This window comes from Formivibrio citricus (genome assembly GCF_900115065.1).
Lineage (GTDB): Bacteria > Pseudomonadota > Gammaproteobacteria > Burkholderiales > Chitinibacteraceae > Formivibrio > Formivibrio citricus.
This window is the reverse complement of sequence record NZ_FOVE01000005.1, coordinates 111,453-137,465: the sequence shown is the minus strand read 5'-3', so window position 1 is coordinate 137,465 and position 26,013 is coordinate 111,453. Positions and strand designations below refer to the sequence as shown.

25 protein-coding genes are annotated in these 26,013 nt (G+C 61.2%); 10 read left to right on the top strand and 15 right to left on the bottom strand.

Features of this window, described 5'->3' with window-relative positions; translation table 11 throughout:
• Nucleotides 1-50 precede the first annotated feature (50 nt).
• On the bottom strand, nucleotides 51-1,244 hold the full coding sequence (dapC, locus tag BMZ36_RS04885; protein WP_091192264.1) for a succinyldiaminopimelate transaminase: 1,194 nt from the start codon (nucleotides 1,242-1,244) through the stop codon (nucleotides 51-53).
• A gap of 281 nt (nucleotides 1,245-1,525) precedes the next feature.
• Nucleotides 1,526-2,149 carry a Smr/MutS family protein gene (locus BMZ36_RS04880; protein ID WP_091192124.1) on the bottom strand — a complete coding sequence of 208 codons (624 nt, stop codon included), beginning with the start codon at nucleotides 2,147-2,149 and terminating at the stop codon, nucleotides 1,526-1,528.
• Nucleotides 2,150-2,227: 78 nt separating this feature from the next.
• Between BMZ36_RS04880 and BMZ36_RS04875 the strand changes: the two genes are divergently transcribed.
• The gene (locus BMZ36_RS04875) at nucleotides 2,228-3,460 is read left to right on the top strand and encodes an MFS transporter (RefSeq protein ID WP_091192121.1); all 1,233 of its coding nucleotides are present in this window, start codon (nucleotides 2,228-2,230) and stop codon (nucleotides 3,458-3,460) included.
• A gap of 209 nt (nucleotides 3,461-3,669) precedes the next feature.
• On the opposite strand, the gene BMZ36_RS04870 is transcribed toward BMZ36_RS04875, so the two are convergent.
• Nucleotides 3,670-4,560 carry an HDOD domain-containing protein gene (locus tag BMZ36_RS04870; protein ID WP_091192261.1) on the bottom strand — a complete coding sequence of 297 codons (891 nt, stop codon included), beginning with the start codon at nucleotides 4,558-4,560 and terminating at the stop codon, nucleotides 3,670-3,672.
• A gap of 103 nt (nucleotides 4,561-4,663) precedes the next feature.
• Between BMZ36_RS04870 and BMZ36_RS04865 the strand changes: the two genes are divergently transcribed.
• Nucleotides 4,664-5,953 carry an HD-GYP domain-containing protein gene (locus BMZ36_RS04865; RefSeq protein WP_177187781.1) on the top strand — a complete coding sequence of 430 codons (1,290 nt, stop codon included), beginning with the start codon at nucleotides 4,664-4,666 and terminating at the stop codon, nucleotides 5,951-5,953.
• A 113-nt stretch (nucleotides 5,954-6,066) separates the two neighbouring features.
• Here the strand turns inward: BMZ36_RS04865 and BMZ36_RS04860 are convergent, their stop codons facing one another.
• The 3 genes from BMZ36_RS04860 to BMZ36_RS04850 form a co-directional block, all read right to left on the bottom strand.
• Nucleotides 6,067-6,477, bottom strand: coding sequence for a SufE family protein (locus BMZ36_RS04860; RefSeq protein WP_091192115.1), 411 nt, complete (start codon nucleotides 6,475-6,477; stop codon nucleotides 6,067-6,069).
• A gap of 135 nt (nucleotides 6,478-6,612) precedes the next feature.
• Entirely contained in the window at nucleotides 6,613-7,830 is a 1,218-nt protein-coding gene (locus BMZ36_RS04855; RefSeq protein WP_091192112.1) for an aminotransferase class V-fold PLP-dependent enzyme, read from the bottom strand.
• Nucleotides 7,827-8,756 (bottom strand): L-lactate dehydrogenase, encoded by a 930-nt coding sequence (locus tag BMZ36_RS04850; RefSeq protein ID WP_091192109.1) that lies wholly within the window; start codon nucleotides 8,754-8,756, stop codon nucleotides 7,827-7,829. Before BMZ36_RS04850 ends, BMZ36_RS04855 begins: the two co-directional genes overlap by 4 nt.
• Before the next feature lie 248 nt (nucleotides 8,757-9,004).
• Between BMZ36_RS04850 and BMZ36_RS04845 the strand changes: the two genes are divergently transcribed.
• The 4 genes from BMZ36_RS04845 to clsB are packed head-to-tail and all read left to right on the top strand — an operon-like array spanning nucleotide 9,005 to nucleotide 12,581.
• Entirely contained in the window at nucleotides 9,005-10,171 is a 1,167-nt protein-coding gene (locus tag BMZ36_RS04845) for a metallophosphoesterase (RefSeq protein WP_091192106.1), read from the top strand.
• A 33-nt stretch (nucleotides 10,172-10,204) separates the two neighbouring features.
• Nucleotides 10,205-10,648 carry a dihydroneopterin triphosphate diphosphatase gene (gene nudB, locus BMZ36_RS04840; RefSeq protein ID WP_091192102.1) on the top strand — a complete coding sequence of 148 codons (444 nt, stop codon included), beginning with the start codon at nucleotides 10,205-10,207 and terminating at the stop codon, nucleotides 10,646-10,648.
• 3 nt (nucleotides 10,649-10,651) lie between these two features.
• The gene (locus BMZ36_RS04835; protein ID WP_091192099.1) at nucleotides 10,652-11,404 is read left to right on the top strand and encodes an endonuclease/exonuclease/phosphatase family protein; all 753 of its coding nucleotides are present in this window, start codon (nucleotides 10,652-10,654) and stop codon (nucleotides 11,402-11,404) included.
• A gap of 7 nt (nucleotides 11,405-11,411) precedes the next feature.
• Nucleotides 11,412-12,581, top strand: coding sequence for a cardiolipin synthase ClsB (gene clsB, locus BMZ36_RS04830; protein WP_091192096.1), 1,170 nt, complete (start codon nucleotides 11,412-11,414; stop codon nucleotides 12,579-12,581).
• A 159-nt stretch (nucleotides 12,582-12,740) separates the two neighbouring features.
• Here clsB and BMZ36_RS14505 read toward each other — a convergent pair whose 3' ends face one another.
• A complete protein-coding gene (locus BMZ36_RS14505; protein ID WP_177187780.1) occupies nucleotides 12,741-12,896 on the bottom strand; it encodes a hypothetical protein in 156 nt (51 codons plus the stop codon).
• Nucleotides 12,897-13,044: 148 nt separating this feature from the next.
• Nucleotides 13,045-13,830 (bottom strand): RNA methyltransferase, encoded by a 786-nt coding sequence (locus BMZ36_RS04825; protein ID WP_091192094.1) that lies wholly within the window; start codon nucleotides 13,828-13,830, stop codon nucleotides 13,045-13,047.
• A 255-nt stretch (nucleotides 13,831-14,085) separates the two neighbouring features.
• Between BMZ36_RS04825 and BMZ36_RS04820 the strand changes: the two genes are divergently transcribed.
• Nucleotides 14,086-14,865, top strand: a complete 780-nt coding sequence (locus tag BMZ36_RS04820; protein ID WP_091192091.1) for an inositol monophosphatase family protein — start codon at nucleotides 14,086-14,088, stop codon at nucleotides 14,863-14,865.
• 168 nt (nucleotides 14,866-15,033) lie between these two features.
• Nucleotides 15,034-16,518, top strand: coding sequence for a DEAD/DEAH box helicase (locus BMZ36_RS04815; protein ID WP_091192089.1), 1,485 nt, complete (start codon nucleotides 15,034-15,036; stop codon nucleotides 16,516-16,518).
• An 83-nt stretch (nucleotides 16,519-16,601) separates the two neighbouring features.
• Here the strand turns inward: BMZ36_RS04815 and BMZ36_RS04810 are convergent, their stop codons facing one another.
• The 5 genes from BMZ36_RS04810 to BMZ36_RS04790 form a co-directional block, all read right to left on the bottom strand.
• Entirely contained in the window at nucleotides 16,602-18,188 is a 1,587-nt protein-coding gene (locus tag BMZ36_RS04810; protein WP_091192087.1) for a DHA2 family efflux MFS transporter permease subunit, read from the bottom strand.
• A complete protein-coding gene (locus tag BMZ36_RS04805; RefSeq protein ID WP_091192085.1) occupies nucleotides 18,185-19,285 on the bottom strand; it encodes an HlyD family secretion protein in 1,101 nt (366 codons plus the stop codon). Before BMZ36_RS04805 ends, BMZ36_RS04810 begins: the two co-directional genes overlap by 4 nt.
• Entirely contained in the window at nucleotides 19,282-19,917 is a 636-nt protein-coding gene (locus tag BMZ36_RS04800; RefSeq protein ID WP_091192083.1) for a TetR/AcrR family transcriptional regulator, read from the bottom strand. Before BMZ36_RS04800 ends, BMZ36_RS04805 begins: the two co-directional genes overlap by 4 nt.
• A 348-nt stretch (nucleotides 19,918-20,265) precedes the next feature.
• The gene (locus tag BMZ36_RS04795) at nucleotides 20,266-21,054 is read right to left on the bottom strand and encodes a dioxygenase family protein (protein WP_091192081.1); all 789 of its coding nucleotides are present in this window, start codon (nucleotides 21,052-21,054) and stop codon (nucleotides 20,266-20,268) included.
• A gap of 5 nt (nucleotides 21,055-21,059) precedes the next feature.
• Complete coding sequence (locus BMZ36_RS04790; RefSeq protein WP_091192079.1) at nucleotides 21,060-21,470, bottom strand: DoxX family protein; 411 nt, start codon at nucleotides 21,468-21,470, stop codon at nucleotides 21,060-21,062.
• Between the two features lie 107 nt (nucleotides 21,471-21,577).
• On the opposite strand from BMZ36_RS04790, the gene BMZ36_RS04785 reads away from it, so the two are divergent.
• On the top strand, nucleotides 21,578-22,495 hold the full coding sequence (locus BMZ36_RS04785; protein ID WP_091192077.1) for a LysR family transcriptional regulator: 918 nt from the start codon (nucleotides 21,578-21,580) through the stop codon (nucleotides 22,493-22,495).
• Nucleotides 22,496-22,522: 27 nt separating this feature from the next.
• On the opposite strand, the gene BMZ36_RS04780 is transcribed toward BMZ36_RS04785, so the two are convergent.
• Both BMZ36_RS04780 and BMZ36_RS04775 read right to left on the bottom strand, forming a co-directional pair.
• Nucleotides 22,523-22,813, bottom strand: coding sequence for a type II toxin-antitoxin system RelE/ParE family toxin (locus BMZ36_RS04780; RefSeq protein WP_091192075.1), 291 nt, complete (start codon nucleotides 22,811-22,813; stop codon nucleotides 22,523-22,525).
• Nucleotides 22,810-23,040 carry an addiction module protein gene (locus tag BMZ36_RS04775; protein WP_091192073.1) on the bottom strand — a complete coding sequence of 77 codons (231 nt, stop codon included), beginning with the start codon at nucleotides 23,038-23,040 and terminating at the stop codon, nucleotides 22,810-22,812. Before BMZ36_RS04775 ends, BMZ36_RS04780 begins: the two co-directional genes overlap by 4 nt.
• A 323-nt stretch (nucleotides 23,041-23,363) precedes the next feature.
• Here BMZ36_RS04775 and mutS point away from each other — a divergent pair, with 323 nt between their 5' ends.
• Nucleotides 23,364-25,916 carry a DNA mismatch repair protein MutS gene (gene mutS / locus BMZ36_RS04770; RefSeq protein ID WP_245747775.1) on the top strand — a complete coding sequence of 851 codons (2,553 nt, stop codon included), beginning with the start codon at nucleotides 23,364-23,366 and terminating at the stop codon, nucleotides 25,914-25,916.
• Nucleotides 25,917-26,013 lie beyond the last annotated feature (97 nt).

Below are 26,013 nucleotides of genomic sequence, written 5' to 3'. Positions count from 1 at the left end.
GTGATTTCAAATGTCGGATGGCGCCTTCGGCTTATCCGACCTACATGGGTTCATCGAATCCGTTGTGCCAGCCGTACGATGCGTTCGGCCGCTTCCTCGCATTCTGCCAACGGCGCAACCAGTGCGATGCGGATGCGGTTGGCTCCGGGGTTGATTCCATGCACTTCGCGGCCCAGGAACGAGCCGGGCAGTACGGTAACGTGCTCCTCTTCGTACAGACGGCGGGCAAATTCCGTGTCGCTGACCGGTGTTTGGGCCCACAGGTAGAAAGAGGCGTCGGGCAGCGAGACATCCAGCACCGTCTGCAGGCGCGGGGTGACTGCGGCGAATTTTGCCACATACTGGCGGCGGTTTTCTTCGACGTGCGCTTCATCGTCCCAAGCGACGGCGCTGGCGATCTGCACGGTCGGGCTCATCGCGCAGCCGTGGTAGGTGCGGTAGAGCAGGAACTGCTTGAGGAGCTTCGCATCACCCGCCACGAAGCCGGAACGCATGCCGGGCACGTTGGAGCGCTTGGAGAGCGACGAGAACACCACCAGCCGGCTGAAGTCGCGACCAAGCTTGGCAGCGGCTTCCAGCCCGCCCAGGGGTTTTTCTTCGCCGAAATAGATTTCCGAATAGCATTCGTCGCTGGCGATGATGAAACCGTAGCGGTCCGATAGCGCAAAGAGTTTTTTCCAGTCTTCCAGCGAAGTCACCGCGCCGGTCGGGTTGCTCGGCGAGCAGATGAAAACGAGCTGCGTGCGTTGCCAGACGGCCTCCGGAACGCTGTCCCAGTCGGGCTGGAAGTGGTTTTCCGCAAGGCAGTTCACATAGTACGGTTCAGCGCCGGCCAAGAGCGCTGCGCCTTCGTAGATCTGGTAGAACGGATTGGGCGAGAGCACCACGGGCTTTTCTGCCGTGGTCGGGTCGATGGCCGCTTGCGCAAAGGAGAAAAGGGCTTCGCGGCTGCCGTTGACCGGGACGATCTCGGTTGCGGGGTTCGGTGCCGCAATCTTGTAACGCCGGGCAATCCACTGGCTGATGCTCTGGCGCAACGTTTCGGAACCCAGTGTCGAGGGATATTTTTCCAGACCGTCCAGATTGGCGACGACGGCATCGCGTACCAGTTGCGGAGTCGGATGCTTGGGTTCACCGATGGAAAGGTTGATGGCCTTCAGTTCCGGATTGGGCGTGACGCCGGCAAAAAGCTGGCGCAGTTTTTCGAACGGGTAGGGTTGCAGCAGGGATAGTCGCGGTGACATGGCTTGCGGACGAATCAGGATCAGGGAAAACCGCAAGTATACCGCAAGCGGTTGAATCATTGGACCTGACGGAATTACCTTTCTGAAGGTAATCGCACTATGACCTTTGGGGAGTCCTGTACGCAAACGGTACCGTTTTTTCTCCCTCCCCCTAGATGGGGGAGGGTTGGGGAGAGGGTGAAACAGGTCAAGTAAACATATCACTTGATACATCGCCCCCTCTCCCCAGCCCCTCTCCCGCAAGGGGCGAGGGGAATCCCGGGATGGTGCGATCTCTCTGGTTACCTTTCTTTGCGGCCTTTCAACAGCACCAGTGCCGCACCGCTGCCGCCGTCCGCCGGGCGTGCCTGGCAAAAGGCCAGCACCTCGTCGCGCTGTGCCAGCCAGTTCTTCAGCTTGAGCTTCAACACCGGTTCGCGGTTTTTCGAGCTCAACCCCTTGCCGTGGATGATGCGCACGCAGCGCTGATTGCGCTGGCGGCAGTCGTGCAGGAAAGCGGCCAGCGCAAGCCGGGCGGAATCGGAGGTGTGGCCGTGCAGATCAAGTTCGGCCTGTACACCCCATTCGCCGCGCCGCAGTTTTTTGAGTGTGTCGATGCGCAAACCGGGGCGGGTGAACAACAACTCTTCGCCGGTTTCCAGCTCGTCCCATGGCCAGAAATCGGACATGGTTTCGGTCGTGACGCGCGCTTCGTTGTGCTGGTGTTGGCGGGGCCACGGCGCAGGAAATAGCGGGGGATGCGGATAGCGGGAATCGGCAAGCGGTGTGACACCGCGCATGGCTTGCATGAATAGCGCATGGTCGTCCGGCTGCAGCTCGGGGCGGGGCGCAGGCTTCGCTACGACGGTTTTTTGCGAAAGCGTTTTTTTGAAGCGCTTGAGCTGTTTGCGAGTGGTGTCGTCCATGGACGGTGGTTGCGTGCGGCATTGGAAGTAACAAAGGATGAAGTGTACCCTTGCCCTTTTAGAATTGGCATTCCGGCCATGACATCCCCCCAAAACGAACTGACCCTCCTGTTCCGTCACGCCTCGTTCGTGAATTTCTGGATTGCTCGGCTTTTCACCATCAGTGGTTACCAGATGCTGTGCGTGGCGATCGGCTGGCATCTCTACGACATCACGGGCAGCGCGCTGGACTTGGGGTTGATCGGGTTGGTGCAGTTCCTGCCGCGCGTGCTGTTCGTGCTGCAAGCCGGGCATGTCGCGGATCATCACGACCGCCGCCGGGTCGCGGCCCTGAGCCAGTTGCTGCAGGCCGCCTGCGCGCTGGGGCTGGCCGCAAGTCTGGCGTATCCCGAATTCGCCCGGCCCATGATCTACCTTGTGTCTTTCATGGTCGGCGTGGGGCGAACCTTCGAATTTCCCGCCACCCAGGCCATGTTGCCGCGCATCGTAACAGGCGCATTGCTGCCGCCCGCGGTGGCCATTTCCGCTACGGCGGTGCAGGCCGCCACCATCGCCTCGCCCGCGATTGGCGGGCTGCTGTATGCCTTGGGTGCCGGCGTGGTCTACGTCCTGACCGGGGGGCTGTACCTGATGGCTTGCTTGTTGATGCTCCGGGTTAAGTTCGAGCCATCCAATGCTGCTCCGCCGCCGCAACAGCCGGGGCTGGAAGGATTGCTGGCAGGGGTGCGTTTCATCAAGAGCCGGCCGGCGGTGCTGGGGGCGATCTCGCTCGATCTTTTTGCCGTGTTGCTAGGCGGGGCAACGGCGCTGTTGCCGGTCTATGCCAAGGATATCCTGCATGCCGGGCCGTGGGCCTTGGGAGTTTTGCGCGCGGCACCGGCAGTCGGGGCGCTGGCAATGGGGGCGTGGCTGGCGCGCTATCCGATCCGCAAGCGGGTCGGCAAGGTCATGTTCGTCTCGGTGGCGCTGTTTGGCGTGGCTACGATTGCGTTCGGAGTCTCCACGTCAATCCCGCTCTCTTTCGCTGCATTGACCGTCCTTGGTGCGGCCGACATGGTCAGCGTGGTGATCCGCAATTCGTTCATTCAACTGGAAACACCGGACGAAATGCGCGGCCGGGTCAGTGCCGTGAATTCAGTGTTCATCGGCGCATCCAACCAGTTGGGCGAGTTCGAATCCGGTGTGGTCGCGGCCTTGCTTGGGCCGGTTCTTTCAGTCGTGACCGGCGGTATCGGAACCTTGCTGGTGGTGGCTTTGTGGATGAAGTGGTTTCCGCAATTGAGCCAACAGGACCGGATGCCGGGAACTTGAGCTTGGAAAGCAAATGCGCCCCAATGAAGGGGCGCAATGAGAACCTGTTCACGATCTTGCTGCGAAGCCGTGATCGGGGTTCATGTGCTGCTCGGAATCCTCATTTATCCGCATAAACTCCGGTTCCTGCGCTGCTCTTCACCCCGCTGACAGCTTCTCGCGACAGATCGTGAACAGGTTCTGAGAAGGCAAACAGTGAGTGGCAATGCTCAGGCATGCTCCAATAGCCTGTTGACCCGGTCGGCCACATCTTCGTATTCAGAGCGCTCCATTGCCAGGTGGCGCAGGTAAACGGGTTCAAGTTCGCGCCAGTCCGGAACTTCCGGTAGTTCAAAATGGCGTTTCACAACATGGCTGGCCAGCGCGGCTATCGCAATCAGGTTGCAGGTGTCAGACCAGCCTTCGCCGTCCGGCGAGGCAAAGATGCCGATGTCCTGGTGATTGAGGATGGCAAGGCTCAGGTGTTCCGGCAGGAACCAGGTGCGCGCCAGCAGATAGCCCACGACGGCATGGTTGGTCTGGTGGCGCAGATCTTCAAGCTCGATGAACTTGGCCAGCGACAGTTCTTCGCCTTTTTCCATGGTTGCGCGGTAATTGGAAAAGCGGGCTTGCATCAGTGGCATCCCGCAATCCTGGAACAGGCCGAACGTATAGGCTTCCTCGGCATCGGCTCCGTCGACGTGTTCAGCCAGATGAGCGCAGACTAGCGCCGTGCGCAGCGCCATGGTCCAGAAGCGCTCCATGGACGTGGCGCCTTCTGGTGTCAGCGCGTGGCGTAGCAGTACGCCGCGAACGATGTTGCCGAGGTTCTTCAAACCCAGCAATTGCAATGCCTGATAGACGGAGGCGACGCGGTTCGAGAGCTGGAAAAACGGCGAATTCACCGTCTTGAGCACGGCGGCGGAAAGCGTGAGATCGGACGAAATCAGCTTGCTGATGAGATCGAAATCCGGCTCGGGTTTCAGTTGCTCCTGCTCCAGTTGCAGCAGGATGACCGGGCGCGGCGGAATAACCATGCTCTTGAGCAAGGTCTCGGCTTGTTTGGGGGGGATTTCTCTGAGCATGGTCGTTGGCGAGAGTTGGGCGTGTGGCGTAATCATAGCTGATCGTGGTGCGGTTTATACCCACGTTGCAATCATGGTTGTAAATTTACGCGGACTTCCGATACTGATTCTGCCGCCTTTCCTCTGTTCGGAGCCCGCCATGCAGGATTTGTCGCTTGACGAAGTCAATCGCCACTATCTGGATCGAGTCATTTCCCTTTCGGATTCCCAACCGGTTGAGGCTGGCGAGGACATCTACAGTGCCAACGGCATCAAGCTGCTCAGCAAAGGCGCCCGGATCAGCCGGGAGGCGCAAGAACGCCTGATCATGCACAAGCTCAAGCGCCCGCTTGAGGTTTGCATCAAGGTATCGGATTCCATCAATCCCGATTGGTTGGCCCAAGCGGCAGACCGTGTGATCGAAGAAACGCCGGAGCTACGCCCGTTGTTCGGCTTGACCGATCTGACACGCTGGATCGACGAGATTCCGCTCAACGGCGCGATGCACGGCATGATTTCGGTTTCTGCGGGGCAGGAGGCTTGCGGGTTGCAGCACAACCTGCGGGTAGCGCTGGTGGCGCTGGCGATAGGCTACAAACTTGAGTTGCCGGATTCGGACATGCAAATCCTGGCAATAGCCGGTTTGTTGCATGACATGGGTGAACTTTATCTCGACCCCAATTTCATTGACCGCAAAAAACCGATTTCGCTGGAAGCATGGCGCCATGTTTCGGCGCATCCCGTGATCGGTTACAAGCTCGCGGCTTCGGTATGCGGGTTGCATCCGGCCGCAGCTCAGGCGATTCTCGATCACCACGAGCGCGGCGATGGCAGCGGTTATCCCAAGGGAGTGAAAAGCAGCGAACAAAGCCGGTTGGGCAGCATTCTGTCTGCCGCGGAGTTGGTGGCTTCGATTGCCGATGTATCCAATCATTCGCTGGCACGGGCCGATATTGCCTTGCGAATGGGGATGAACGAGTTCCCGCAGGACGTGATCAGCGTCATCAATCAGGCCGCAGCAGAGCGCACCGGCCCTCCGCCGGAAACAGGGCATACGGACGAGGACATGCATGCGCTATTCCTGCGTATCGCGCGTGTACTCGATGTCATCGAAGACTTTGGTCCGCGGGTATCGGGCTTGAACGAAGAGAAGCGTTTGTTCGAGCGCGTGGTTGAGCGCTTCCATTGCATCCAGCGCGCCTTTTCCAGCTCCGGGCTCGACCAGTGCCATGACTCGGCTTGTTTGGGGGCGCTGATCGGCGATGCATCCGAATGGTTGAGGTTCGAGGCGGATCTGGTTGTGCACGAGATCCGTTGGCGCATGCGCGATCTGGTCCGCGATCTGGCCTTGCGCGCGAGTTTGCTGCCTTCTCCGTCTGCGAGCGAGTTCTTCCAGCCGTTGGTGGAGGCTTTGCAGGAGAAGAATGATCTGGCGCTTCCCGAGCGTTAGCAGCAGGCGGCTGTGCCTTCGCATCTGGCAGTTGGGTGCGTATACATGCCGGTTCCTGCCACCTGCTTTGGTTTGCCCGCCTGCTGAAGATGGGTGGGTTCCAAGAACAGGTACTAAATTTCAGACGCTGACGACCGTATGTGCGTCACAATGGCCTTCAAACCATTGCTGCGCGAGGCGGTCAGCAGGCGCGTCAACCCCATCCCTGCCAACCAGCCGTCGAAATCGAAGTCGCGCACCGCTTCCGGCGAGCGACCGCGATAGGCGGCGTAGACCAGCGCCAGCAAGCCTTTGATGATGCGGGAATCGCTGTCGGTGGCCAGTTCCAGTGCCCCGTTGTTCCAGCCCAATTTCAGCCAGACCTGGCTTTCGCAGCCGGAAACCCGGTTTTCTTCGGTGCGGTCCGTTTCCGGGTAAGCCGGCAGCTCGCGCGAGAGCTGGACCAGCATCCGGCTTTTGGCCTCCCACCCAGCGCAGGAATGGAGACGTTCTTCGATTTCCGGGATCGACAGCGGGGTGTTCATTCTGAATTCCTTACCACAGAGACACTTGCGTAGGTTGGATAAGCCGCAGGCGCCATCCGACGTATGAAACACAAATGTCGGAAGGCGCTTCGCTTTTCCGACCTACTCGCTGTGGTTCCGCCGAAGTTTTCAGGTTCATGCCAAAAGCTCCAGGGTTTCTTCCAGTGCGGCAAGGAAACGGTCGATCTCGTCTTCCGTGTTGTAGGCGGCGAACGAGACGCGCAGCAACGAGCTTTCGCCCAGCGCCTGCAAGAGCGGTTGGGCGCAGTGCTGGCCAACGCGCACGGCAATGTCATGATTGTCCAGGAACTGCGCCACGTCGAAAGGGTGGGCGTGCGCAAAGCGCAGGGCGGTGAGCGGCGCCTTGTCGGTGTTTGGGCCGACGATTTGTACGCCCGGCATATGTTTCAATCCGTTTTCCAGCCGGATGCGCAGAGCGTTTTCGTGAGCGAGGAGGGCGGCGCGGTCTTGCTGTATCAGCCATTCCAGCGCGGCGGCCAAGCCAACGGCCTGCGCGATGGGCGGCGTGCCGGCCTCGAAACGGGCCGGAGCGGGCGCGAACGTGCTGCCGGCAAAACTGACCCGGTCGATCATCTCGCCGCCGCCCTGCCACGGCGGCATGGCTTGCAGGATGTCTTCCCGCGCCCACAGTGCGCCGATACCGGTCGGGCCGTAAACCTTGTGCCCGGAAAAGACGCAGAAATCCGCGCCGAGCGCCTGAACATCGACCGGCTGATGCGCCACGGCCTGCGCGGCATCGACCAGCACCCTGGCGCCATGGGCGTGGGCTGCGGCAACGATTTCGGCAATCGGCGGCATCGTGCCGATGGCGTTCGAGGCAAGCGTGCAGCCGACCAGCCGCGTGCGCGGCGAGAGCAGGCTGTGGAAGTGTTCCATGTCCAGCGTGCCGTCCCGTGCAATGCGGGCAGCGCGGATCGTGGCGCAGGTAGCTTGTGCCACGAATTGCCAAGGCACGATGTTGGCGTGGTGCTCCAACTCGGTCAGGACGATCTCGTCGCCCGGGCGCAAGCTGGCTTGCCCCCAGCTGCGGGCGACGAGATTGATCGCCTCGGTGGTGCCGCGCGTGAAAACGACCTCATTGGGGGTGGTTGCATTCAGGAAATGCGCCACGGTGGCGCGTGCGCTCTCGAAAGCCCCGGTTGCGGCAACGGCCAGCCGGTGCGATGCGCGGTGCACGTTGGCGTTGGCCGTTTCGTAGAACTCGCGCTCGGCATCCAGCACGCAGGCGGGTTTCTGCGTCGTGGCTGCGTTGTCGAGGTAGATCAGGCCGGGGTTGCGGGCCAGGAGCGGGAATTCGTTGCGCATCGGGGCTGGAGGGCGGGAGTCGGTCATTGTGCCAAAGCGATCAGGCTCTTGATGTGATCGGCGGAACGGTGCAGTGCGGCCTGTTCATCGAAGCCGAAAGCGTAGTTGACGATACGCTCCACGCCGTTGCGCCCCACCACGCAGGGTACGCTCATCACGACATCGTCGACCCCGTACTGGTCCTGCAGCAACACGCCGACCGGCAGCACCGAGCGCTCGTCGGCTTCGATGGCGCGAATCAGGCGGAAGACCGCAGCGGCAATGCCGTGGTTGGTGTTGCCCTTGCGGTTGAAGATTTCGTAGCCGACATTGCGGACTTCTGCACTGACGGCAGCCTTGTCGATCAACGGGATGCCATTGAGCCGGCAGTAGGTGTCGATGTCCAGCCCGCAGACGTTGCAGATGCTCCACGGAATGAAGCCGGTCGAGCCGTGTTCGCCGAGCATGTAGCCGAAGATGTTTTTCGGGTCGATACCGACATGGTCGCTGACGATGCGCATGAAGCGCGCGGAATCGAGCAGCGTGCCCGAGCTGAACAGGCGCTCGCGCGGGAAGGAAGAGGACTTCAGCGCCACCCAGGTGATCACGTCGACCGGGTTGGTGACCACGATCACGATTGCGCCCGGCGAGTAGCGTTCAACCTCGGCAATGATTTCGCGAATGATCACGCTGTTGGCGCGTACCAGATCGTCACGCGTCTGGCCTTGGGTAAGCTGCGCGCCGGCGGTAATGACCACGATGTCGCTGCCCGCAGAATCGGCATAATCGCCGACGACCATGCGCGGATTCTTGGCATAGGTGAAAGAGGTGGTGTGGCTGAAATCCAGGATCTCGCCTTCCACTCGCTCGCGGTTGCGGTCGATGGCCACGATCTCGGAAACTTCGGCCATGTTGACCAGAAAACCGGTGATTTCGGTGCCGACCGCTCCCATTCCTACGATGGTAACTTTCATTTGCAGATGTCCTTTTCCCTTGCCCGATCAGGGCGCGGTTGTTTTTGTTTGAGAATGCAGCTTGTGGCCGCAGAGGCAATTTATAAGCGATAGCCGGTTTTGTAGACAACAGGTTTTTGCGCGGGCGCAACCCGCCCCCGATAGGGCATCGCTTTGGCGGTGCTGAAATGGTGATTGTTGAGCTGACACTGGGTGATCTTCGTGATATTAACCAAGATAGATCAATACAACCTTATGGCGCGTTACCAATGTATCAGTTTCATATTCTGACCGGGCTCATCGCCCTGTACGTGATTGGCCGGCTTGTCCTGCCGTTGCCATGGAAGACTGGCGCAAAATGCCTGGCCGCGCTCGGGTTGTTTTCGATTTCGCAACATCATCTGGTCACCCGAACCTGGTTCGGTACGCTGGCTTCGCCCGAAGTGCCGTTCGCTGGTATCGTCGTTCTGGGCTGGTTGTTCGGTGCGCTGCTTTTGCTGGCTTCGTTCCTGTTCTTGAAAGACGTGGCCGCAGCGCTTCTGTTCCTGTTGCGCAAAGCCGGGCTGAAGTGGAGCTTGCCGTCCTCACATGCCCGCTGGGCGGGCGCGCTCAGTTTCGCCGCATTCGCGCTTTCTGCAATCGGCGTGTGGCAGTCCGTCAAGGTGCCGGAAGTGCATACGGTGGAAATCACCCTGAAGCGCCTTCCGCCCGAACTGGACGGTTTGCGGCTGGTGCAGATCACGGACCTGCATGCCAGCAAGCTGTTTCAGGGGCCGTGGGTCAGGGCGGTAGTGGAGAGGGTCAATGCCCTGAATCCGGATCTGATCCTGGTGACCGGGGATGTTATCGACGGCACACCGGATGTCCGCGCTCAGGATGTGGCGCCGCTGGCGGATTTGAAAGCCAGACATGGCGTTTTTGCTGCGCTCGGCAACCATGAATACTATTCGAATCTCGCGGGCTGGACGCAGAAATTCCGCGAGCTGGGTTTTAACTTGCTGCTCAATGAACACGTGGTCATAAAGAGCAAGGGCCGGGCTCTGGTGCTGGCCGGCGTGACAGACCGGGCCGCGTCCCGGTTCGCCGCGACCGAGCCGGATATCAGGAAGGCGCTAGCCGGTGTCCCGAAGGATGCTCCCATCGTTCTCATGGACCACCAGCCGCGCGGTGCGCGTATCAATGCCGCGGCTGGCGTTGGCTTGCAGTTTTCCGGGCACACGCACGGCGGGCAGATTCTGGGGTTGCGTGTTGTTTCCCAGATCGTGAACGAGGGCTTCATTTCGGGCCTGTACCAGGTGGGCGCGATGCAGCTCTATGTTGGCAACGGCGCCGGCCTTTGGGCCGGATTCCCCGTTCGCCTCGGCGTTCAATCCGAAATTGCGCAGATCGTGTTGCGTGCGACGCCGGGCAAAGAAACGAGTGTGCAAGCGCAATGATATGATGCGTCCAGACAAACCCAAAAATAAGACATGCCCTACAAACAACCCGTTTCCGTTCTTGTCCTGATCCATACGCCCGATCTCAAGGTGCTGTTGCTGGAACGCGTGGATTTCCCGAACGCTTGGCAATCCGTGACCGGCAGCCGTGAAGGCGACGAACCCCTGGCCCAGACTGCGCGCCGCGAAGTGAGCGAGGAAACCGGCTTGCCGGCGCAGGACTATCCGCTGCGCGACTGGGAATACTGTTCCGACTTTGAGATTTTCGACATCTGGCGGCATCGTTATGCGCCGGGTGTGACGATCAATACCGAGCATGTTTTCAGCTTGGAAGTGCCGGAACCACTGGCGGTGACGCTGTCCGAGCGCGAGCACCGCCGTTACAAGTGGGCGGACTGGAGCGTGGCAGCCGAAATGGTGTTTTCCCCATCGAACGCCGAGGCGATCCGCAAATTGCCCGAGCGCGTGTGTAACTAAGATATGGAAAAACGTCTCCGGGTTGCCTCGTACAACATCCACAAGGGCGTGTCGTTTTTCAACGGCCGCCTGGTTTTGCATGAGGTGCGGCAGGAGTTGTCACGCCTGGCTCCCGATCTGGTTTTTTTGCAGGAAGTGCAGGGAGAACACCGGCGCCGGGCGAGTCGTTTTGCTGCATGGCCGCAGGCGCCACAGCATGAATTTCTGGCCGGCGACGATCTGGCTTGTGTTTACGGCCGCAATGCCAATTACCACGAAGGGCATCACGGCAATGCGTTGTTGTCACGCTATCCTGTCCTGCGCTGGCAGAACGTAGATCTGACCTTGCACCGGCGCGAGCAGCGTGGATTGCTGCATTGCGTGTTGCAACCGCCAGGCTGGAATCAGCCGCTGCATGCCTTGTGCGTGCATCTCAACCTGCTGGCGCGTGACCGCCGCAAGCAACTGGCATTGCTGAGTGAGCATGTCGAGACCAATGTTCCCGCGCACGAGCCGTTGCTGCTGGCCGGCGATTTCAACGATTGGCGGCGCGAGGCCACGCACGTGCTCGCAAGCGATCTGGGGCTGGCGGAAGCTTTCGAGACCTTGCACGGCGCGCCGGCGCGCAGCTTCCCGGCCCGCTTGCCGCTCCTGCAACTGGACCGCATCTATTCGCGCGGCTTCAGCGTGGAAGAGGCCAACGTGCTGGCGCATGACGCATGGGTGGGTCTTTCCGATCATGCGCCGCTTTTTGCCGTCATGCATTATCGGGGGTAACCGATTCATGCCCGGCTACGTCAAAGGAAACCGCCTGCGCCTTCTGTTCAACGGAGTGGAGTATTTCCCCTCGCTGCTGGAAGCGATCCGCTCCGCCCGGCACGAGATCCTGATCGAAACCTACATCTATGAGTTCGACGAGATTGGCGAAGCGGTCGCAGATGCGCTGACCGCTGCTGTGGCGCGAGGTGTCGTGGTCAAGCTGCTGCTCGACGGATTCGGTGCGGCCGGTTTTCCGCAAGCGCAGCAGGATCGTTTGCTTGCAGCGGGCGTGCAGGTGCTGTTTTTCCGCCCGGAAGCCGGGCGTTCGTTTTTTGCCCGTACGCGCCTGCGCCGCTTGCACCGCAAGCTGGTTGTCATCGACGGCGAGGTCGGTTTTGTCGGCGGCATCAACATCATTTCCGATTACAACCAGGATATTGCCGACTTGGCGCCACGTTACGACTATGCGGTCGAAGTGCGCGGGCCACTGGTGCCGCGCATGCATGCGTCGATGAGCCGGCTATGGCGACGCTCCGCATGGGCGCGATTCAAGCACGAGTGGCTGCGCAGGAGCCATTTGCGTCCCGTGGGCGAAATCGCAGGAGCAGCAGAGGCCCGCTTCGTGGTGCGCGACACCCTGCGCCACCGGCGCGACATCGAGCGCGAATACCTGCGAGCCATCGAATCCGCAAAGCGTGAAATCGTTATCGCCAACGCCTATTTCCTGCCGGGCTGGCGTTTCCGCCATGCCTTGAAGCGGGCTGCGGCGCGCGGCGTGCGCGTGGTGCTGCTTTTGCAGGGGGTGACGGAGTACGTCCTTCTGCACCACGCCACGCGCGGTTTCTATCATCAACTATTGGCGGCTGGCACCGAGATTCACGAATACCGCAAGGGCTTCATGCATGCCAAGGTGGCGGTGATCGACGGGCTATGGAGCACCGTGGGTTCGAGCAACCTTGATCCGTTCAGCCTGCTCCTGGCGCGCGAGGCCAACGTGTTCGTGCGCGATGGCGAATTTTCCGGGATTCTGCGTGCCGACCTGCAACGGGTTCTGGACGAGGATTCAGTGCAAATCCGGCTTGAAGACCTGCATCGGGCAGGCTGGTTCCAGCGGGTGATGGATTGGGCCTGCTTCGGGCTGACGCGGCTCATGATGGGTTTTTCGGGGTATGGCGGGAAGCGTTACCTGGAATAACGCCCAAATTTCACCACAGAGTGGTGGGGTGCGCCGTGCGCGCTTGATCGGGGTAATGCCGTTCACTTAAAGATTTTTACGCGCCTGCGGCGCAGGGTTTACAGCCGGTTCCGCCCGGCAGACGGGAAAGGGATTTGTCTCGCCAAATCCCCTTCACCCCTAGGCGAGCCCGCTCCGGCGCCCCTGCGGGGTTCCCTGCGATGCTCGCAAGACGCGGCGGCTGCGCAACTCGGCCTGCGGCCTCAAACAGTGCTCGCCGAATTCCCGCGCCTTGCTGTGCTTCTCGGCGCCTTCCAGGGCGGGAGCGTGCTGCATGCAGCGCTGTTCAATACAAAATGCCGCTCACTTGGCTAAAGTGAACGGCATTAGCTTGATCTGGGGGTGAAAGGTGCGCGTGGCGCACCCTACGCCTGCTTTGGTTTTTCCTCTGTGCCCTCTGTGTCTCTGTGGTTCGATACAGGTTTTATCTCCTGCGCGGCACGTTTTCCTGACCGGGTTGCGGGCGCTCGAATTCCACTGCGGCGCGCAGAATCCCGCGCAGGATGTCCACTTCCTCCTGCTCCAGCCGGGCGCGCTGGAACAGGCGGCGCAGGCGCGGCATCAGGCGCTTGGGTCGGTCCGGCTTGAGAAAGCCGATGGCGATCAGCGTTTCTTCCAGATGGCTGAAAAATCGTTCGATGTAATCGTGATCGGCGTAGCGGGGCACCTCTGCGAGCCAGGAAACGTCGTCCAGAACGCTGGCGCGCAGCTCGTAGCAGAATACCTGTACGGCTTGAGCCAAGTTCAGGCTGGAATAATCGGGGTTGGTGGGGATCGTGACCAGCCGGTTGCAAATCTGCACTTCGTCGATGGTCAGCCCGGACATCTCGGTGCCGAAAACCAGCGCAATCTCGCCGCCTTGTTGGGCTACGGATAGCAGTTCCGGTGCAAGCTGGCGCGGCGTTTGCAGGGGCTGCGCCAGTTCGCGGCGGCGCGCGGTCATCGCGACCTGCAGGGTCGTTCCGGAAAGCGCTTCTTCGAGCGAATTCACCACAATCGCGTTTTCCAGCAGGTCGTCGGCGTTGGAGGCGAGCGAGCGCGCCACGTCGGAAGGGAATTCCTTGGGGTTGACGAGGTAGAGCTGCGAAAAGCCCATGGTCTTCATGGCCCGCGCCGTGGAGCCGATGTTGCCGGGGTGCGAGGTATGCGAAAGAACAACCCGGAAGCGGGCCAGGATGTCGGTGTTGGCGGGAAGATCGGTTTGGGACATGGATGTGCGGCGATTTTTGAATGTCGGGCAGTTTACACGTCAATCGCAGTACATTTCGAGCGTTGTGCGTGGCCGGATTCAATTTGAACCCGTCGCCCCGGCGCAGGCCCTTGAGGCTATTTCGTTGCTGGATGCCGGCCTGCGCCGGTATGACGTCAACTTCAAACAACACTCGGCCGGATGGCATTTTCTAAAATTGCATCTGACGGTACAATGCGCCCCTAACTATCGATCTTTAGCGAATCAGGAATTGCCATGCATCCCATGCTGAACACTGCGGTGCGCGCTGCGCGCCGTGGCGCTACCGTTATCCAGCGCGCCTCCAACAACATCGAGTTCATCACCCCGGAAAAGAAGGGGCACAATGATTTTGTGACCGAGGTGGACCGCGCCGCCGAGCAGGCCATCATCGAGACCATTCTCGAAGCCTACCCGACCCATGCCATCCAGGCCGAAGAATCCGGGAGCAGGGGCAATTCCGAATATGTGTGGGTGATCGATCCGCTCGATGGCACCACCAATTTCCTGCATGGCTTCCCGCAATACGCCGTTTCGATTGCCCTGATGCATCGCGACATCGTGACCCAGGCCGTGGTCTATGACCCGTGCCGCAACGATCTCTTTACCGCGACCCGCGGCGTGGGCGCGTTCCTGAACGACCGTCGCATCCGTGTTTCCAAGACGCGCGAACTCGCCGATTCCCTGATCGGTACCGGCTTCCCTTATACCGAATTCCAGAATCTGGATGCCTATACCGCCATCTTCCGCGACATGACGCAGAAGGCCGCCGGTGTGCGGCGCCCCGGTGCTGCTGCGCTGGATCTCGCCTATGTGGCATGCGGCCGTTTCGACGGTTTCTTCGAATTTGGCCTCAAGCCGCACGATATCGCGGCCGGTAGCCTGCTGGTGACCGAAGCCGGCGGTTTGATGACCGATTTCAGCGGCGAAGAAAAGTTTCTCGAATCGGGCAACGTGCTCTGCGGCACGCCGCGCGTGTTCGGCCAGATGCTGCAGGTGATTCGCCAGCACCTCTGATGATTTACTGAATGACGCTGCAACCCGCAGTTGTGGCGTCATTCCCTTTGTCTGTTTTCTCTGGTTCTACTGCGCCACCAGTCAGCGCTTTTCGTGTTGTTTTCCCGTCCGCCTTCCGACTGGCATCCCGATGGATGACAGGCTGATGTTTATCCCTTCTGGAGTTTTATGTCTTTCGCATCCCTAGGGCTTGCGGACGTGCTTGTGCGCGCCGTGAGCGAACTCGGTTATAACGAGCCGACCCCCATTCAAAAACAAGCCATTCCTGCTGTGTTGGCAGGGGGCGATCTCATGGCCGGCGCTCAGACCGGCACCGGCAAGACCGCCGGCTTCACCCTGCCGATCTTGCAAAACCTGATTACCAAGCCGGTCGAGCACAAAAAAATCCGTGTCCTGGTGCTCGTGCCGACGCGTGAACTCGCCGCTCAGGTCGAAGAATCCGTGCGCGAATATGGCAAGTACACCAAGGTGACTTCGCTCGTGATGTTTGGCGGCGTAAGCATCAATCCGCAGATGCAGGCGCTCAGAAAGCGCATCGATATTCTGGTGGCTACGCCGGGTCGTCTGCTCGACCATGTGAGCCAGAAAAGCGTCGATCTTTCCCACGTCGATACGCTGGTGCTGGATGAAGCCGACCGCATGCTCGACATGGGCTTTATCCGCGATATCCGCAAGGTGCTGGCGCTGTTGCCGAAGAAACGCCAGAACCTGCTGTTCTCCGCGACCTTCTCCGATGAAATCAAGGAGCTGGCCGACAGCCTGCTGGACAATCCGGCCTTGATCGAAGTGGCTCGCCGCAATGCGACTGCCGAACTGATCTCGCAACGAGTCTACACGGTGGACCGGGACCAAAAGCGCGCACTGCTGGCGCACCTGATCAAGGAAAACAACTGGCATCAGGTACTGGTTTTTACCCGGACCAAGCACGGAGCCAACCGCCTGGCGGAACAACTGGGCAAGGACGGCATCACCGCCCTGGCCATTCACGGCAACAAGAGCCAAAACGCCCGCACCAAGGCGCTGGCCGAATTCAAGAGCGGCGATTTGCAGGTGCTGGTCGCAACGGACATCGCCGCGCGCGGCATCGACATTGCCGAATTGCCGCATGTGGTGAATTACGAGCTGCCCAATGTGCCGGAAGACTACGTGCACCGCATCGGCCGCACCGGGCGCGCCGGATCGGAGGGCGAGGCCATTTCGCTGGTTTGCGTGGATGAATTGAAGCTGCTCGCCGATATCGAACGCAAGATCAAGCGCGAGATTCCGGCTGGCACCGTGGAAGGTTTCTCCTGGGATCCGAAAGCCAAACCCGAGCCGATCCAGAATGGCCGTGGCCCGCGTCAGGGAGGCGGGCAGCGTCAAGGGCAGCCGCGCCAGGGGCAGGGCGGAGGTGGGCGTTCGCAAAACGCGAACAAGCCGCGCAGCCAGTCGGCGCCCCGCCAGGGCAAGCCAGCCGCCGATGCGCAGCCACGCAGCAAGGGCAACGTACCGCCAGCATCGCCGCGCGAGGTGAATGGTAATGTCATTCCCAAACCCAAGCCCGATGTGAACGGCAATGTTGCCCCCAAGCCGCAATCAGGCAACCGCCGTCCTGCTGGTGGTGTCGCGGCGCTTTTGGGTGGCGGACGACGCCCGGGCGGACGGCATCATTGATGCCTGGATGAGTGCAGTAAAAAAGGCGCCTTGAGCGCCTTTTTTGTTGGTGTATTTGATTGATTTGAAAGTATTTTGTTGGGTTAGTGCAATCCGCCCTCGCTATCCACTGCCCCCTCCTTGTTCATGAAGAGCAGGAGCGGCAGTACCAGAACCATACCCAGTCCGAACAAGAGGAACAGGTGGCTGAACGACAGCATCTGCGCCTGTCTGGCGATCTGCGAGCCGAGAATGGCCATGGACTTCAGATCGGCCAGCGCATCCGGCGTGCCCAGGCTTAAAAGCCGGGACTTGAGCAGGGCGAGGCGTTCAAGCGCCAGGGCGTTGTTGCCGGCCAGGTGCTCGTTGAGCGCGGCGTACTTGATGTTGCCGAGCGTGGTGATCAGCGTGGCCGATGCGGCGATGCCCACGCTGCCGCCCAACTGGCGCGTCAGGTTGTAGAGGCCGCTGGCATCGGCGCGGGTTTGCGGCGGGATGCTGGCCATGGTCAGTGCGTTGAGCGGCATGAAGATCATGCCGAGCCCCAAGCCGCGGATGATCAGTGGCAGCAGAAAGTCGCTGACGCCCGATTCGGTTGTGAAGTGGTAGTGCCCCCACATCGAGTAAACGAAGACCAGAATGCCGGCGACGATGATGCCGCGCGCGGAAACGCCGCGCTCCATAGCCTTGGCTGCAACCGGCATGGCGATGCCGGAGGCCATGGCCGAGGGCAGGATCAACAAGCCCGTCTGCCACGCGGTATAGCCCATCAGCGTCTGCACGTAGACCGGGAAGACGAAAACGGTGGAAAACAGCGATGCACCCAGCAGGAAGGTGAACAACAGGCCCGATGAATACTGGATGTCGCGGCAGATGCGGAAATCCACGAGCGGGTGTTCGCTTTCGAGCTGGCGGATGACGAACGCACCCAGCGCCAGGATGCTGGTCACGGCGTAGGCCACGATCTCGCCCGATTCGAACCAGTCCAGCCGCTCGCCGCGTTCCAGCATCAGTTGCAGCGCGCCGATTCCGGCGGCCATCATCAGCAGGCCGATGTAGTCGATCTTTTCGATCTTGCGCCGGTGCAGCGCTTCGGGGACGTAGACCAGCGTGAACAAGAGCGCCAGGATGCCCAGCGGCAGGTTGATGTAGAAAATCCACGGCCAGGAATATTCGTCGGTCAGCCAGCCGCCAAGCGTCGGGCCCAGCATCGGGCCGGTCATGATCCCCATGCCGAAGACCGCCATGCCGGTCGCCACTTCCTTGCGCGGAAAGACGTCCATGATCGTGACCTGCGCCGTGGCGATCAGGCCGCCGCCGCCCAATCCCTGCACGATGCGCCAGAACACCAGCGCGCCGAGCGAGGTTGAGCTACCGCAGGCAAACGAGGCGAAGGTGAACAACAGGATCGAGAGGATGAAATAGTTGCGCCGCCCGAAAACGTGCGACAGGAAGCCCGAGATCGGCAGCACGATGACGTTGGCGACCACGTAACCGATCGAAACCCAGGTGATCTCGTCGAGCGAAGCGCCTAGCGTGCCCATCATGTGCGGGATGGCGACGTTGACGATGCTCGTGTCGACGAGCTCCAGCACGCAGCCCAGCGTTACCGTCAGGGCGATGATGTAGCGGTTGGTGCGGATTTCGTCCGGCGTGGTTGAACGGCTCAGGCCGGGCAGGATGGGGTTCATCGCGTCAGGATCGTGACGTTGACGGAAAGGCCGGGGCGCAGTTGCACGTCCTTGGGCAGCGCATCGAGCGCGATCTTGACCGGAACCCGCTGCACGACCTTGGTGAAGTTGCCGGTGGCGTTGTCCGGCGGCAGCAGCGTGAAACGCGCGCCGGTCGCGCCGCTGAACGAATCCACCTTGCCCTTGAGCTTCAGGCTCGGGAAGGCGTCCACTTCGATTTCCACTTCCTGCCCCGGCTTGACGTGCTTGAGCTCGGTTTCCTTGAGGTTGGCGGTGACCCAGAGGTTGTCGGTCGGGACGAGGTAGAGCAGCGTCTGTCCGGCCTGGATCATCTGCCCCGGCTCCACGGCCTTCTTGCTGACGAGCCCGGCTGCCGGTGCCAGCACGCGCGTATCCTGCAACTGGTTGCGCGCGAGTTGCAGCGCGGCTTCTGTCGCCATGACCTTGGCCTGGGCGGATTTCAGCCCGGCGGTCGAAATGCCGACTTGCTGGCCCGCCGCCGCTGCGGATTCGCGCGAGCTTTTCAGTTGCGCTTCCAGCGCCGCCACGTGTGCGCGGGCGGTCTTGACCGCAGTATCGGCGGCATCGAGCGCGGCGGGGCTGACCATTTTCTTGTCGGCCAGCTCCTTGGCGCGCAGATAGTCGCGCTGGGCTTTTTCCACGTTGGCGCGGGCCTCGACAATCTGGGCTTCCATGGTGCGCGTTTGCGAGGCTGCGGCCGCAGCGTTGGCTTGAGCCGCGCCGATCTGCGCGAGCGCCATGCCGGGCTGACCTTCCTTGCCGGCGGAGGAGAGCGCCTGCTGGTAATCGGCTTCGGCCAGCGCTGCGCGCGCGGCGAAATCGCGCGGGTCGAGTTCGACGAGCAGTTGCGAGGCATCGACGGGCTGGTTGTCCGCGACCGCCACGCTTTTCACATAACCGCCCACGCGCGCGGAAACGGGGACGATGTGTCCTTCGAGCTGCGCGTTATCCGTGGAAACATGCCCCGTGCTCCACCACCAGCGCCAGACAAGCAGCAGCACGATGCCAATCGCCAGCGCCGCAAAGACCTGACGCGCTTTTTTCTGCCGCAGGGGCTGGGATTTCTTTTCTGTCATGTCGATTCCCTGGAAAGCATGATGCCGTTGAGTACGACATCCAGATGAAACTCGGCCAGCGCCACGAGATCGCTCTGCAGGGCGTTCGGGCCGGAATGGGTATAGCGCCAGATGTTGGTCAGCGCGATGGGAGCGAAGAGCGTACGTGCCAGCATTTCGGCATCCAGCGGCCGGAATTCGCCGCGCTCGATGCCATGGTGGATGATGCAGGCAACGTGGTTCTGTACCGGCTTGACCACTTCTTCGAAGTAAAAATCGGCCAGCTCCGGAAAGTTGCCCGCTTCGGCAATCAGGAGCTTGAGCAGGCTGCCGCGACATTCGGCGATGCTGGTGGCCCAGAAGCGGATCGTCGTGCGCAGTTGCCCGGCAGCGGACTGGCCGGCGGTGACGATGGCCTCGTCCGCGCGGGCGATGTTGGGAATGACCGTTTCGCGCAACGCAGCCTGGAACAGCGCTTCCTTGCTCGGGTAGTAGAGATAGACCGTGCCCTTGGTTACGCCCGCAGCTTTTGCCACGTCGTCGATCCTGGTCGCGGCGAAACCCTTGGTCAAAAACAGCTCCAGCGCGGCGGCAATGATCTCGCCCGGACGGGCTTCTTTGCGGCGCTGGCGGGGACGGGGATGAGTGGACATTTCGGAGATAATCAAATAACTGACCAGTCAGTCATTAAATCGCCTTGGCCGTCTCCATGCAAGCAGATTCGTCGGGATTTTTGCAAGAAGTCCAGATTGCAGAAGGGCAAACAAAGAACCTGCAGATTCATGTGGGAGCGGATGAAATCCGCGAATTGAACTTAGGACTGCAAATGCATGTCTGCATATTGATCCGGCCAAGTGAAGTTTGAGTTTTTGTCGTCATACCGGCGCAGATGGTAGGGCGGGTTAGCCAAAGGCGTAACCCGCCGAATCCGGATTGCCGAAGACTAAACATTGTGTTTTTGGTTTTCTCTGTGTTCTCCGTGCCTCTGTGGTTCAACAGGCTCAAAAACCAAAACTGTAAACATCCATCGCCAGCACGCCTTCCGTAATCCCCGCAAAATGTCGACGCACCGCCCCCGGCGAACCCGCGCCCAGCATGGCGAACAGCGGCAACAGATGTTCCTCCGTGGGATGGGCGCGTTCGGCGGAAGGCGCTTGGCGGCGATAGTCGAGCAACGCCGCCGTATCGCCCGCGAGCAGCTTTTCGTGCACCCAGCGCTGGAAGGCGTAGACGTATTCGGGAACGGCGGATTCGTCATCGCCCGCGTTCCATTGCACCTCGAACAGGTTGTGGGTGAGACTGCCCGAGCCGAGCAGCAGCACGCCCTGCGAACGCAACGGAGCCAGCGCTTGCCCCAGTCGATAGTGGTAGTCGGGGCCGAACTGCGGCTGCAGCGAGAGTTGCAGTACCGGGATATCGGCAGCGGAAGCCATCAACCGTAACGGAACCCAGGCGCCGTGATCCAGCCCGCGCTCGGGGTCGAGACTGGCGGTGAAACCGGCTTCATCCAGCAAGGCCGCCACTTCACCGGCGAGCTGGGGTGCACCCGGAGCAGGGTATTGCATGCCGTAGAGCTCGCGCGGGAAGCCACCGAAATCGTGGATCGTTTTGGGCAGGGCCGTGGCACTCACCTGTGGAGCGGGGGTAAGCCAGTGCGCCGACAGCACCAGAATGGCTTGCGGTCTGGGCAGGCTGGCAAAGAGTTGCTGCCAGGCCGCCCCGGTGTGGCCGGCATCCTGCGCCAGCATGGGCGAGCCGTGCGAAACGAACAGGGCGGGCAGGGTGCTCATGATGCTTACCTCCGGCCGAGTGCTGGCGATGGCTTCAGTGCAAACGCGCCGTCACCCAGAAGCGCCAGGGTGAGTGCGGCAAAGATCAGAAAGACCGGGTATTCCCACCCACCACGGGGGTTGCTGAAAGACCAGCCATTATTCAAGTGTACGCTGGCTGCGCCGATCAGAACCGGCAGCAGGGCTGCAGCGACGATGCGCGGATAGACGCCGATGACCAGCATTGCCCCGCCTATGATTTCGGCGGCGGTGACCGGATAGGCCATCCAGCCGGGAAATCCGACCTTGGCAAAGAAAGCGGCCGTGCCGGGCAGGGTGAAAACAAGCAGCTTGGTCAGTCCGTGTGCGACAAACATGATGCCAAGGGCAGCGCGCAGTGCCAGCGCGGCATAGGGTGCGGTACGGGTATCGATCATGGTGAATCTCCTTGAGTTGATGGAATCAGTATGTTGGTTTCATGTTCCGGGATAAACTGGTGATTGTGTGAATTTGAATCCCTGTATTCGGGATAATTGGAGCGGCAATGGACCGGATTACCGCAATGCAGGTGTTTGTGCGCGTGGTCGAGGCGGGCAGCTTTGTCCGTGCGGCTGAGCAGTTGGGCCTTTCCACTACAGCGACTTCGCGCCTGATCGCCGATTTGGAAGCCCACTTGGGCGGGCGCTTGCTGAACCGCACCACGCGCAGCCTGAGCCTGACCGATGCAGGCAGGGCCTATTACGAGCGCAGCCTGCCACTGCTGGCCGAGCTCGAAGAAACCGAATCGCTGGTGGGGCGGCAATCGGCAGCGCCTTCCGGTCTGTTGCGCCTGACCGCGCCGATGTCGTTCGGCGCGGAACGCATGGCTGGCCTGCTGGCGGGGTTTCGCGCGCGCTACCCTCAGGTGGACGTCGAGGTCTCGCTATCCGACCGGCTGATCGATCTGGTCGAGGAAGGCTTCGATCTGGCGCTGCGCATCACCGCGCAACTCGATCCATCGCTGGTTGCACGGCGCCTGTGCACGGTGCGCATCGTCTGCTGCGCTGCGCCTGCCTACCTTGAGCGGGCGGGCGCACCGGTCCAATTGCAAGAACTGACCCGGCACGCCTGCCTGATCTACACCAACTCACCCCGCTGCGATGAATGGACTTTCATTGGCCCCAACGGACAGGAAAGCGTCGCAGTGAAAGGCGGCTGGCGCGCCAACAGCGGCGACATCCTGCGCGTGGCCGCGCTGGCAGGAGAGGGCATTACGCGCCAGCCAACATTTTTGATTGGCGAAGACCTGCGCAACGGTCGGCTGGTGCCCGTGCTCCCGGATTACCGCCTGACCGATCTGTTCATGCACGCGGTCTACCCCTCCCGCCGCCACCTGTCCGCCAAGGTACGGGCGCTGGTCGATTACCTCGCCGAAGAACTCGGCGATCCGCCGCCGTGGGATGGGTGGATGCAGGGCGCATGAATGCGCAATCGTTAAATTGAGCGGGGTTTAACGCCCCGCCCAATACCCCGGACGGCGGCGTTGGTGGGCAATGGTCAGGATGGTGAGAGTTTGGGTTTGCAGACGGTAGATCATGGAGTACGGAAACTGGCGCAGCGGTAGCGTGCGCAGGCGCGATGAAACAGGCTGACCCAGTTCCGGGTATTCGCGCAGGCAGCCAATCGCATGATCGACTTGCGCCAGGAAGTTTTCGGCGACGAGGCTGGAAGCCTGATCCCGGTAGTAATCGCAGGCTTGTTGAAGCTCAGCCATTGCGGCCGTATGGATGACGATGTTCAATGCTGCAAGCTGCCACGTAGCTGGGCCATGGCATCTTCGATAGCGATGGCTTGCGTCGTGCCGCTATCCAGTGCATCGGCACGGCGTTCGGCTTCTGCGATCCAGGCGGTCTGGATTTCATCATCTTCTTCCAGGCTGGCCAGCAGGCGTTCCGCCAGATGAATTCGGTCGGCCTTGGGCAGTTGCATGGCAGCGGCTTCGATCGTCTCAATGGGGGTGGGTGTCATGGGTACTCCTTGATGCCTGTAGCGTGCAGAAATCATAACAGCTTGTTTATGCCAGAGTCACTTGATCCGAACTTGCCCTCTACGCCGGCTTGACTCGACCCATTGTGACGAATGGCTCGCAAAAAATCCGCCCGGTCGCAAGACCGGCTACGGCTTGAAACCACCGCCCGATTCGCGGATTTCATCCGCTCCCACGCGAGGTGGCCGCCGAGCGAAACCGTGCAAGGTCGCAATGGCCTTTCCGGTATCGGCTCGCGGTCATGTCAACAGGGCCGGCCTTTATGCTAAATTCCGCTGTTTCCCGATCAAAGCAAGAACAGACGATGGCCAGCAAGGACAGCACGCCCCAGCACACTCCGATGATGCAGCAATACCTTCGCATCAAGGCAGACCACCCGGACAAGCTGGTGTTCTACCGCATGGGCGATTTTTACGAGCTGTTCCATGACGATGCGGTACGGGCGGCGAAGCTCTTGGATATCACGCTGACCACGCGCGGGCAGTCGGCCGGCATTCCTATCCGCATGGCGGGCATCCCCTATCATGCCGCCGAACAGTATCTGGCGCGGCTGGTGAAGTTCGGTGAATCGGTGGCGATTTGCGAGCAAGTGGGCGAGGTCAATGCCAAGGGGCCGGTAGAGCGCAAGGTGATGCGCGTGGTGACGCCGGGCACGCTGACCGATGCGGCCTTGCTCGACGACAAGCGCGAAAACCGCCTGCTGGCGCTGACTTTCCACAAGGGCAAGATGGGGATGGCGTGGCTGTCCCTGGCTTCGGGCGATTTTGCGCTGATGGATACCGATGCGGAAAAGCTCGCTTCCGAGCTGGAACGTCTGCGCCCTGCGGAAATCCTGGCGCCGGACGATGCCGATCTGGCCTTGCTCGATAACCTGCCGATGCCGGTCCGCAAGCTTTCCGGCTGGCAGTTCGACCCGGCAGCGGCCGGGCGCAACCTCACGCGCCATTTCGGCGTGCACGATCTGGCCGGTTTCGGTGTCGAAGCCGATCTGCTTGCCGTTGGTCCGGCCGGGGCTTTGCTCGAATACGTGCGCAGCACGCAGGGTGGGGCGTTGCCGCAGCTCTTGGGCTTGCGTGTCGAGCACCATACCCAATACATCGAACTCGATGCCGCTACGCGGCGCAATCTGGAGATCACGGAAACCATTCGCGGCGAGGCTGCGCCGACGCTGTTTTCGTTGCTCGACCACTGCTCGACCGGCATGGGCAGCCGTCTGCTGGCGCACTGGCTGCATCATCCGCTGCGCAGCCATGCGCGCATCTTGGAGCGCCAGTCGGCGATTGGCGCTTTGCTGGAAACCGGCGCGTATCAGGACGTGGCGCGGGTGCTGGATGCCGTGGCCGATATCGAGCGCATTTGCGCGCGCGTGGCGCTGAAAAGCGCCCGGCCGCGCGATCTTTCCAGCTTGCGCGATAGTTTGGCGCAACTGCCGGAACTCGTCCGCGTGTTGCCGGAAGGCGAATTCTTCAAGCAACTGGCGCGCGCCCTGCAGCCGGATGCGTCCATCCATGCCTTGCTGGCCGCCGCCATCCTGCCCGAGCCCTCGGTCGTGCTGCGCGAAGGCGGCGTGATCGCCGACGGCTATTCGGCGGAACTCGACGAACTGCGCGGTATCCAGCACAACTGCGGCCAGTACCTGATCGAAATGGAAGCGCGCGAGCGCGAGCGCACTGGCATCGCCACCCTGCGCGTGGAATACAACCGCGTGGCCGGCTTCTTCATCGAGATCACCAATTCCTATCTGGATCAAGTGCCGGACGATTACCGCCGTCGCCAGACCATGAAGAACGCCGAGCGCTTCATCACGCCGGAACTCAAGGAATTCGAGGACAAGGCCCTCTCGGCGCAGGAGCGCTCGCTGGCGCTGGAAAAGGCGCTGTTCGAGGCCATCTTGGACCAGTTGCAAACTTGGCTGGCCGACTTGCGTCTCGCTGCGCAGGCCGTGGCGACGGTCGATGTGCTGGCCTGTCTGGCTGAACGCGCCGCGCTGGGCAACTACACCGCGCCGGAATTCTCCGACGAAACGCTGATCCGCATCGAAGCCGGCCGTCATCCGGTGGTCGAAGCGCAGATCGACGATTTCATCCCCAACGGTGTCGATCTGCAGTTGGCGCGCAAATTGTTGCTGATCACCGGCCCGAACATGGGCGGTAAATCGACCTACATGCGCCAGGTGGCGCTGATCGTGCTGCTGGCGCATGTCGGCAGTTTTGTGCCGGCGACCTCGGCCGTGATCGGTACGGTGGACCGCATCTTCACCCGTATCGGCGCATCGGACGATCTGGCGGGCGGGCGCTCGACCTTCATGGTCGAGATGACCGAAACCGCGAACATCCTCAACAACGCGAGCGAGCATTCGCTGGTGCTGATGGACGAAGTCGGGCGTGGCACGTCCACATTCGACGGCTTGGCGCTTGCGTGGGCGATTGCGCGGCAATTGATCGAAAAGAACCGTGCCTACACGCTGTTCGCCACGCACTATTTCGAGCTGACGCGGCTGGCGCAGGATTACCCGACCGTCGCCAACGTGCACCTGGATGCGGTCGAGCACAAGGACAAGATCGTGTTCCTGCATGCCGTGCAGGAAGGCCCGGCCTCGCAAAGCTACGGCGTGGCCGTGGCGCAGTTGGCCGGCGTACCGCGCGACGTGGTGCGCTTGGCCAAGCGCAAGCTGGTGGAGCTGGAGCAAAGCAGCGTGCGCGTGGAAGGTCAGGGCGATCTCTTTGCCGTGCTGCCGCAGCCCGAAGAACCCGAACCCCATGCGGTGATTCAAGAGTTGCAGGACATCGATCCGGACGAACTCACGCCGCGCGAGGCGCATGAGTTGATTTACAAGCTGCGCGGGTTGCTTACTTAGAACCTGTTCATTAGGCGGCTGCGCCTTCGCATCTGGCAGTCGGGCGGTGCTCGGAATCCTCATGTACTCCATGTACATTCCGGTTCCTGCGCTCCGG

What these genes read in the sequence shown, in the direction of transcription:
- BMZ36_RS04785 (WP_091192077.1), top strand. Translation starts at nt 21,578, where the DNA reads ATGGACCGGATTACCGCAATGCAGGTGTTTGTGCGCGTGGTCGAGGCG.
- clsB (WP_091192096.1), top strand. Translation starts at nt 11,412, where the DNA reads ATGCCCGGCTACGTCAAAGGAAACCGCCTGCGCCTTCTGTTCAACGGA.
- BMZ36_RS04880 (WP_091192124.1), bottom strand. Translation starts at nt 2,149, where the DNA reads ATGGACGACACCACTCGCAAACAGCTCAAGCGCTTCAAAAAAACGCTT.
- BMZ36_RS04810 (WP_091192087.1), bottom strand. Translation starts at nt 18,188, where the DNA reads ATGAACCCCATCCTGCCCGGCCTGAGCCGTTCAACCACGCCGGACGAA.
- mutS (WP_245747775.1), top strand. Translation starts at nt 23,364, where the DNA reads ATGGCCAGCAAGGACAGCACGCCCCAGCACACTCCGATGATGCAGCAA.
- BMZ36_RS04860 (WP_091192115.1), bottom strand. Translation starts at nt 6,477, where the DNA reads ATGAACACCCCGCTGTCGATCCCGGAAATCGAAGAACGTCTCCATTCC.
- BMZ36_RS04845 (WP_091192106.1), top strand. Translation starts at nt 9,005, where the DNA reads ATGTATCAGTTTCATATTCTGACCGGGCTCATCGCCCTGTACGTGATT.
- BMZ36_RS04815 (WP_091192089.1), top strand. Translation starts at nt 15,034, where the DNA reads ATGTCTTTCGCATCCCTAGGGCTTGCGGACGTGCTTGTGCGCGCCGTG.
- BMZ36_RS04795 (WP_091192081.1), bottom strand. Translation starts at nt 21,054, where the DNA reads ATGAGCACCCTGCCCGCCCTGTTCGTTTCGCACGGCTCGCCCATGCTG.
- BMZ36_RS14505 (WP_177187780.1), bottom strand. Translation starts at nt 12,896, where the DNA reads ATGCAGCACGCTCCCGCCCTGGAAGGCGCCGAGAAGCACAGCAAGGCG.
- BMZ36_RS04835 (WP_091192099.1), top strand. Translation starts at nt 10,652, where the DNA reads ATGGAAAAACGTCTCCGGGTTGCCTCGTACAACATCCACAAGGGCGTG.
- dapC (WP_091192264.1), bottom strand. Translation starts at nt 1,244, where the DNA reads ATGTCACCGCGACTATCCCTGCTGCAACCCTACCCGTTCGAAAAACTG.
- BMZ36_RS04875 (WP_091192121.1), top strand. Translation starts at nt 2,228, where the DNA reads ATGACATCCCCCCAAAACGAACTGACCCTCCTGTTCCGTCACGCCTCG.
- nudB (WP_091192102.1), top strand. Translation starts at nt 10,205, where the DNA reads ATGCCCTACAAACAACCCGTTTCCGTTCTTGTCCTGATCCATACGCCC.
- BMZ36_RS04825 (WP_091192094.1), bottom strand. Translation starts at nt 13,830, where the DNA reads ATGTCCCAAACCGATCTTCCCGCCAACACCGACATCCTGGCCCGCTTC.
- BMZ36_RS04850 (WP_091192109.1), bottom strand. Translation starts at nt 8,756, where the DNA reads ATGAAAGTTACCATCGTAGGAATGGGAGCGGTCGGCACCGAAATCACC.
- BMZ36_RS04775 (WP_091192073.1), bottom strand. Translation starts at nt 23,040, where the DNA reads ATGACACCCACCCCCATTGAGACGATCGAAGCCGCTGCCATGCAACTG.
- BMZ36_RS04805 (WP_091192085.1), bottom strand. Translation starts at nt 19,285, where the DNA reads ATGACAGAAAAGAAATCCCAGCCCCTGCGGCAGAAAAAAGCGCGTCAG.
- BMZ36_RS04865 (WP_177187781.1), top strand. Translation starts at nt 4,664, where the DNA reads ATGCAGGATTTGTCGCTTGACGAAGTCAATCGCCACTATCTGGATCGA.
- BMZ36_RS04855 (WP_091192112.1), bottom strand. Translation starts at nt 7,830, where the DNA reads ATGACCGACTCCCGCCCTCCAGCCCCGATGCGCAACGAATTCCCGCTC.
- BMZ36_RS04790 (WP_091192079.1), bottom strand. Translation starts at nt 21,470, where the DNA reads ATGATCGATACCCGTACCGCACCCTATGCCGCGCTGGCACTGCGCGCT.
- BMZ36_RS04800 (WP_091192083.1), bottom strand. Translation starts at nt 19,917, where the DNA reads ATGTCCACTCATCCCCGTCCCCGCCAGCGCCGCAAAGAAGCCCGTCCG.
- BMZ36_RS04820 (WP_091192091.1), top strand. Translation starts at nt 14,086, where the DNA reads ATGCATCCCATGCTGAACACTGCGGTGCGCGCTGCGCGCCGTGGCGCT.
- BMZ36_RS04870 (WP_091192261.1), bottom strand. Translation starts at nt 4,560, where the DNA reads ATGATTACGCCACACGCCCAACTCTCGCCAACGACCATGCTCAGAGAA.